At 71.7% G+C, this 223-nt stretch carries 1 protein-coding gene; it reads right to left on the bottom strand.

Annotation, left to right across the window (positions count from 1 at the left end; all coding sequences use genetic code 11):
- The coding region (locus RB628_RS42390) for a hypothetical protein (protein WP_318325882.1) at positions 1 to 223 on the bottom strand (223 nt) is incomplete at both ends.

Raw genomic sequence — 223 nt, forward strand, 5'->3', positions numbered from 1 at the left:
CTTGTGCACCGTGGTCATCAGCTTGCGGTCCGAGTCGAAGGGGAACTCGGTGACTCGCGGAGCCGCAGCCTCCTCTACGCCGAGGTCGAGACCGGCCTTGGCCGCGACGACGAGCAGCGCGCCCTCCGTGCTGTCGCCGAGCACCCGCCAGTGCTGCACGCCGTCGGGCGGGACAAGCCGGGCGTTGCAGCACAGGACCGCCACCCGGAGCAGCTCGCGCACC

The sequence above is a fragment of the Streptomyces sp. ADMS genome (genome assembly GCF_033441795.1).
In the GTDB taxonomy this organism is placed as follows: Bacteria; Actinomycetota; Actinomycetes; order Streptomycetales; family Streptomycetaceae; genus Streptomyces.